8 protein-coding genes are annotated in these 6,026 nt (G+C 68.4%); 6 read left to right on the top strand and 2 right to left on the bottom strand.

Translation table 11 applies throughout. The features are described 5' to 3' along the window. Positions 1 to 717: 717 nt before the first annotated feature. Positions 718 to 1,041 (bottom strand): hypothetical protein, encoded by a 324-nt coding sequence (locus VGV37_RS04630; protein WP_326878453.1) that lies wholly within the window; start codon positions 1,039 to 1,041, stop codon positions 718 to 720. A 154-nt stretch (positions 1,042 to 1,195) separates the two neighbouring features. Between VGV37_RS04630 and VGV37_RS04625 the strand changes: the two genes are divergently transcribed. Genes VGV37_RS04625 through VGV37_RS04605 form a run of 5 tightly spaced genes read left to right on the top strand, consistent with a single transcriptional unit; the run spans position 1,196 to position 4,869 of the window. After that, positions 1,196 to 2,062, top strand: a complete 867-nt coding sequence (locus VGV37_RS04625; RefSeq protein ID WP_326878452.1) for a hypothetical protein — start codon at positions 1,196 to 1,198, stop codon at positions 2,060 to 2,062. Positions 2,063 to 2,074: 12 nt separating this feature from the next. Then, entirely contained in the window at positions 2,075 to 2,464 is a 390-nt protein-coding gene (locus tag VGV37_RS04620) for a hypothetical protein (RefSeq protein WP_326878451.1), read from the top strand. A 6-nt stretch (positions 2,465 to 2,470) separates the two neighbouring features. Continuing rightward, the gene (locus VGV37_RS04615; protein WP_326878450.1) at positions 2,471 to 3,850 is read left to right on the top strand and encodes a hypothetical protein; all 1,380 of its coding nucleotides are present in this window, start codon (positions 2,471 to 2,473) and stop codon (positions 3,848 to 3,850) included. 15 nt (positions 3,851 to 3,865) lie between these two features. After that, a complete protein-coding gene (locus VGV37_RS04610; RefSeq protein ID WP_326878449.1) occupies positions 3,866 to 4,495 on the top strand; it encodes a nuclease-related domain-containing protein in 630 nt (209 codons plus the stop codon). Further along, positions 4,486 to 4,869 carry a hypothetical protein gene (locus tag VGV37_RS04605; RefSeq protein ID WP_326878448.1) on the top strand — a complete coding sequence of 128 codons (384 nt, stop codon included), beginning with the start codon at positions 4,486 to 4,488 and terminating at the stop codon, positions 4,867 to 4,869. Before VGV37_RS04610 ends, VGV37_RS04605 begins: the two co-directional genes overlap by 10 nt. Before the next feature lie 127 nt (positions 4,870 to 4,996). Here the strand turns inward: VGV37_RS04605 and VGV37_RS04600 are convergent, their stop codons facing one another. Continuing rightward, on the bottom strand, positions 4,997 to 5,191 hold the full coding sequence (locus tag VGV37_RS04600; protein WP_326878447.1) for a hypothetical protein: 195 nt from the start codon (positions 5,189 to 5,191) through the stop codon (positions 4,997 to 4,999). A 326-nt stretch (positions 5,192 to 5,517) separates the two neighbouring features. Between VGV37_RS04600 and VGV37_RS04595 the strand changes: the two genes are divergently transcribed. Then, positions 5,518 to 6,026, top strand: a 509-nt coding sequence (locus tag VGV37_RS04595; RefSeq protein WP_326878446.1) for a hypothetical protein, incomplete at its 3' end; no start/stop codon positions are given.

Raw genomic sequence — 6,026 nt, 5'->3', positions numbered from 1 at the left:
CGTGACGATATGGGTTTTTAGCCGGGGCATTATTATGGCATTGGCGGACAAGTCCGGGCTGGCATGACGCGAAGCCTCGTCCCGTTTTCGGCGATCCCAATTCATTCGTGATGCCTGGGCGGTGAGGACCATGACCAACGCCTTCTGGGAACCTTGGGCCGGGAGGGGGACCCCGCGCTTCGCGCGGGGGAGGGGGACGACCGAACGGGGGTGCCCCTCGTCCTGGTGCAGCGGCGCGGAACCAGGACATGGCAGACGATGCCGCACATTTGTCGCTCACGTGCGGCATGCCCAGGATTATCGTCGTGCCGCCCGCTCTTACGGCGGGCATCGTTCGAAGCATCACAAAGGTCCGATATGTCAAATCTTTCCACCGGCAAGAGGTATGAACTGCAGGGTTCCTGCGACGTCGTTCGGACATATTGGCCAGCCGTTAAGGGGAATGATCCCAAAGCAGTCCTGATTTCGGTGCCGAGCGAAGACGTATCCTCGATAGGCACTGATGACATCGAGGCGCTGCTCCTGGGTAATCTCGACGCACAGGATCCCGTGAAGGCGGTCGACACTCACACCGGCCAACCACTGAATACTGTCACTACGATAGGCGAGAGACGATCTTCATCGACGCCAATGCCGGATCGCATGGATCTCTGGATCGAGGCCGGCCGTGAATGACGAGGAGCAATCGGACCGCTGCCCGCTCAACGGACCAGAACTCTAAGCACGGGGTCGAACCGCGGCCCGCTCTCCGCTGACGGCGTCGATGATCTGGCCGCGCGTTTGTACTGCACTGTGTCGTACAAGCGCTGCCATCGCCTCATACCGGCGCGCGCGGATGTCGGCGACGGGTTCGCGCAGGCCATCGGGCAAGAGCGCGATGCGATCGTCGGGCAGTTCGCGCCGACCCGCCAGGATATTGTTCATGAACTGGCGCGGCATGTCCAGGCGGACGGCGAGCGCTGCCTGGCGGATCTGATGGTCGAATAGCCAGCGCGCGATGACCGCCGGGATCGCCGCCGGCCCTGACCCTTCCTCTCCCATCGACCTTCTCCCGCAAGCTCGGTGACCCGACCGCGACGATCCTCTCTGCGCGCGCGAATGCCCGCAGCAAAAAATTCGCCGGGCGACAAAATTTCTTGACGCTCATTCGCACAGGCGACGGGGACGATCGGGACCTCACAGTTCAGGAGGTTCCATGCCCACCCCCACTCACTCAAGCCGGCCCCGCGTGGCGATGGGGCATCCGCCCCTCGCCGGCCGGCGCCGGCTATCGCCGACCGCGTCGACGGCCCTGTTTGCCCTGGGTTTTATCGCCACCGGGCTCGCCCGCGCCCAGGCGGTCCCACAGACCATCCAAGGCGTCCCCGAACAGGTGACCCCGACCTATCTGGAAACCGGCCTGCCCACCTTCACCATCGCGCCGGGGACGCCGACCAGTGCGTCCACCGGAACCGGCTCCGGGAGTGGCTCCGGTGGCACAAGTGGTGGCGACAGGCAGGCGCTCGGCACGATGCTGTCGCGGACCTGGGGCGATCAAGCAGCGAACAACGCCCAGGCGATCGGGGTCAGCGCGTCGGCGATCGCCGCGACCTGCGTGCTGGAGAGCGGCTGCCAGAACGTCGCGGCAAATGGGAGCGGCTCGGTCAGCGGGGCGTTCCAGATGACGAACGCGACCTACAATGCCGATCTCGCCGCGGCGCTGGCGAGCGATCCGTCGCTGTCGTCGGACATCACCCAGGGCCTGGCGGGGAAGATGGACCCGGCGACGGAAGCGCTGGCCGCGGCCCAGGATCTGAAGAACGCGGCGCAGAGCCTCCAAGCGGCCAACATCCCCGATCCGACCGTTCTCGACGTGCGCGGCTACTATAATTTCGGGGCGAGCTACGGCAGCGCGCTGGCCCAGGCCAGCGATGACCAGAGCATGGCTTCGATCCTCCAGGGCACCTCCCCCGCGACCCTGGCGGCCAACGGCATCACCGCCACCACGACGGTCGGGCAGTGGCGCCAGGGCATCGTGAACAAGATCGGAACGACGGCCTACACCTCCGTACTGGCCGGGTGAGGAGAGATCGAGATGAACAAACTCAAGATGACGATGGCGAGCCTGCTGCTGGTCGCGGCGACCGGCAACGCCCAAGCCGAGTATCTGAAGGCGGTGAAGCCGTTGGACGGCTACGCCTGCATGGACCTGAACCTCACCGAGGCGCAACTGCGGGATAATTCGGTTACGGTGCCGATCCTGACCGGTCCGTCGTCGGACGCGCCCTGGGGCGGGAACGCGTCGGCGATCGTGATCGCCCGCGCGCCGCTTCATGTGGTGAATGGCTATGCCGAGATCTTGAAGCTCGACGGCCAACCCGGCTGGATCGCCGCGAACAAGCTGAAGCCTTACGCGAGCGTGAGCAATCCGAACGCCCATTGCACACCGTCGATGATGTCCAACGGTCGCCCCGGCTTCGGTTGAGCCGCGATGCTGCGCTCCTGTCCCAAGGGCGAGACCTCGGGTGCGGCGCCGCTCGCGCCCGAGGAGGACCGCCTGCTGCGCGCCGCCTTCGGCCGCTATGGCGGCGAGGCCGCGGCACGCGTGGCGGCGGCGGCTGTTGTCGCCCGCCATCAGCAGTTGGGTGCTGGCCGATGGTTCGCCTGCGACTGCCGCCCCGACGCGCCCTGCCCGCCAGTCCTGGTCCCGGTCGCCCAAACCCACATCCGCCGGCACCAGGACGCGCACTGGCCGGCCCATGCCGAGGCCTGCGACTACTTCCGCGATCCGGCCGAGCAGCGCGAACTGCTCCAGACCTACACGCCGGCGGCGCTCGAACGGCCGCTGCGGCTGGCCCGCGCGTTCGACACCTCGCCGGTCGCCCTCGAGCAAACCCTGCGCCCGATCTCGTATGGCACAAGCCGTCCCGGCCTGGCGCGCCTACTGGTGCGCCTGGTCACGGTGGCGGGTTTCCAGCACATCCCGGCCGACTGGCGGCCGCCCCTGCTGGTCGACCAGGTCAAGGCGCTGTGGCAGGCGGCGCGGAGGATCGAGCTCGACACTGGCGTCTTCCTGCCGGCGTTTCTCTGCACGAGCCCTGGCCGGCTTCCTGAGCTGGTCGAGCGGATCGCGGCGGCGCCGGCGACCCGCTTCGCCCGCAACCGGCCCCACGGCATCCTGATCGCGCGCCTGGCCACACTCGGCGCCGGCGTGATCGCGCCGGTCGCCGGCGCGCCGATCCCGGTGCGCGGCCGCATCGCCGTGTTCGGCGAGCGCGCCGAGGGCGAGACAACGACGGAACGATCCGCCCGGGCGCCCTATCTCGCCGCCTGCCTGGTCGGCCGCGCCGCGGCCGACGGCCCGGTCGAAGTTCTGTCGGCCTATGCCCATCCCTGCGCCGGCGCGCAACACCTGATGCTGGTCGACAGCGATCTGGAACGCCGGACCTTCCAGCAGTTGCGCGGCCTGCAATCCTGGCTGCTGCGCAAGCGAGGCATCCGGGTCGCGGTCGACAAACCGCTGCTCGACCTGGGGCGGCCGCCAGATGGCGACGCCGCATCGTCCCGGCCGCCCTGCCTGCCGGATTTCGTGCTGCGCGCCCGGCCGGTGCCGGGCGACGGCCGCGCCGTCGTCATCGTCGAGACGATGGGCTACGTCGATGCGGACTATCGCGAGCGGAAGCGCCGCACCCACCAGCTGATGCGGGAAGCGCTGCCGCGCGCGCCGATCGTCACCCATGATTTGTGCGGGCCGGCGGGTGAGTCGCAGGACCGCCGCGACGAGCGCTTCCGGCGTGAGGTGGGCTTGATGATCACCGGCCCCGGTCTCCAGGCGGCGCGGCAGGGTACCGACGCCGCCATGACTGCGTAGTCCGGGTCGGTCGCCATGGTCTTGCGCATCCTCCTGACACACGCGGCCGCAACGGCGCATCGCCGGCGCGTGGCCCCGCTCCGGGAGTTGGAAGCGAGCATCCTCGGCCATCGGGGCGAGGCGGCGACGGCGGCCGTGCTCGAGCGCCTCGGGTTGCCGGCGCTACACGACGTCGTGCTCGAGGACGGACAGGGCCTGACCCAGATCGACCATCTGGTACTGGTCGACGACGCGATCGTGGTGCTCGAGACCAAGAATTTCTCGGGGCTCATCACCGGCCGTCCCGATGGCCGACATTGGACGCAACAAGGCGAGACCGGCGGCCTGCTCTACCGGCTGCGCAATCCGCTGCGCCAGAACGACCGGCATCTGCTCGCAGTCGCCCATGTCGTCGCCGACCCAGCCGTGGCGCTGCGCGGCCATGTGGTCGCCGCCGGCCCGGCGCGGTTTCTGGGCGCGATCGGCGACCTGGTCGTGCCGCTCGCCGAGCTCGGCGCGGTGCTGACGGCGTCCATCGACCCGCCGGTCGCCCCGCTCTCCCTTGAAACGGGATGGCTCCGGCTGTGCGCGGCGGCGGCCGGAACGGCGGCGCGGCGCGAGGCCCATGCCGAGCAGGTAACGACGGGACGGAAGAAATGGCGCTGAGGATCAAATGGCCGGTCGACCCTGTGCTCGACCGGATCGTGGCGACGGTCGCCTGGAGTGCGAAAGGGTTGCTGGGGATCGTGCTGACGCGGCGCAGCGATTGCGCGATGGGGCATCTGCCGGTGCCTGAAGACCTGCGCGACGATCTGCGGGCGTTCGATCGCGAGGCCGTGCTCCACCATGGCCAGGATTTGCGGCAGGCGGTCGCCTGGGCGCTGCCGGAGGTGCCGTTCGAGCTGGACGCGCTCGGTCCCTACGGCCTGCGCGACGGGGCGTCGCCGGCCGAGCTTGGGACGCTGCGCCGGTTCGACCTGAAAGCCGTCGGCGTGGATATCGGCGAGTTCGATCTTCCGGATCCAAGGCGCTTCCATTGATCGGCGGGCGGTTCGATCCTTGGCCATGCGGCCCGGTAGTCACCGAGCACAGCCAGTTCGGCGCGGATCGTTCCCGCGCGAAGCTTGGCCCGGCTCCCGGCGAAGGCCGGGTGCCGGGAGGACATGCTCAAGCGCTCTGCTTCGCGGGCCGGTCGTTGGCCGGCTTCGGCGCCTCGTTCTTGAGGTCGAGTTCGACTTTGAGGAACGGCGGCAACGCAAGGGTGAGCTTGACGTCGACGGTCGTGTGGCGGCGCCCGAGGCGGCGCAGGACGCGACGGATGGTGCGGGCAAGTCGGTGAAGGTGCTTCAGGATCGGGTTCATCATAGACTCCGCTGGATGGGTTCTGCCGCAAGCGGCGGAGGCGAAGGACGAAACCCCGGAACGGGGATGCACCCCTATGGGGGGCGCAACGAAGAGGAGCAGCTTCAGCTTGCATCGCCGTCCGGGTGTTTCGTAGCCTCCGGACGATTGACTTGCGGCAGGACTTCCCAGCGGCGACGAACCCGATCCGCCAATCGCCGCGGCGTACCAACCGCCAAGTCCTTCGCGCGGAGCCGGCAAGTGCGATCACCGTTCATCCGCAATGGTTTGGTTTGCGCTGCCATTTCTTCCGGGTTAGTTTCGACGGAGATTGAAGGAGGTCGATGATGCCAATCGAGATGCTTCGCGGCACGACGAATGTCATCCGGTTCCCGGTCGAGCGCCGGGTCAAGCCGAGCCTGGAGTTGATGCGCGACCTGGCGCCCGATCCGCGCGAGATCCTGAACGTGCTCGACGGCTTTCAGATCGAGTGCGATCCTTTTGCCGCGCGTCCGGGGGCCGATCTGATAACGGCTGAATATCTGCGCGACCTACTCCCGGCGACCGCCGAGTCGGACCGCGACGCGATCCTCGACCGCCTCCTGGAGGCGCCGGTGAAGCGGGCGATCGATCTGTGCCAACAGACCGAGGCGGCAATGAACGACGCCGGCCGGGCCGAGGAGCATCTGCTCCGGGCCCAGACGGAAGGCGGCTATTGGCTGGCGCCCATCGAGCAGCGGGCGACCTTCCTGACGAACCGGGCGGCCGAGCTGCTGGTCGACGCCTATGTCGCGGCTGAGGAAGCCGAAGGCGCCGCACGCGCGATCGGGATCGCGCGCAGCGGCAAGGCCTGGCA

This window comes from Aliidongia sp. (assembly GCF_035943795.1).
Lineage (GTDB): Bacteria > Pseudomonadota > Alphaproteobacteria > ATCC43930 > CGMCC-115725 > Aliidongia.
The sequence above is the reverse complement of the archived record's forward strand: the minus strand, read 5'-3'. Positions and strand labels throughout refer to the sequence as shown.

Excerpts from the sequence above, each read along its gene's own strand:
- VGV37_RS04610 (WP_326878449.1), top strand. The coding sequence starts at position 3,866 with ATGGTCTTGCGCATCCTCCTGACACACGCGGCCGCAACGGCGCATCGC.
- VGV37_RS04615 (WP_326878450.1), top strand. The coding sequence starts at position 2,471 with ATGCTGCGCTCCTGTCCCAAGGGCGAGACCTCGGGTGCGGCGCCGCTC.
- VGV37_RS04620 (WP_326878451.1), top strand. The coding sequence starts at position 2,075 with ATGAACAAACTCAAGATGACGATGGCGAGCCTGCTGCTGGTCGCGGCG.
- VGV37_RS04625 (WP_326878452.1), top strand. The coding sequence starts at position 1,196 with ATGCCCACCCCCACTCACTCAAGCCGGCCCCGCGTGGCGATGGGGCAT.
- VGV37_RS04600 (WP_326878447.1), bottom strand. The coding sequence starts at position 5,191 with ATGAACCCGATCCTGAAGCACCTTCACCGACTTGCCCGCACCATCCGT.
- VGV37_RS04605 (WP_326878448.1), top strand. The coding sequence starts at position 4,486 with ATGGCGCTGAGGATCAAATGGCCGGTCGACCCTGTGCTCGACCGGATC.
- VGV37_RS04630 (WP_326878453.1), bottom strand. The coding sequence starts at position 1,041 with ATGGGAGAGGAAGGGTCAGGGCCGGCGGCGATCCCGGCGGTCATCGCG.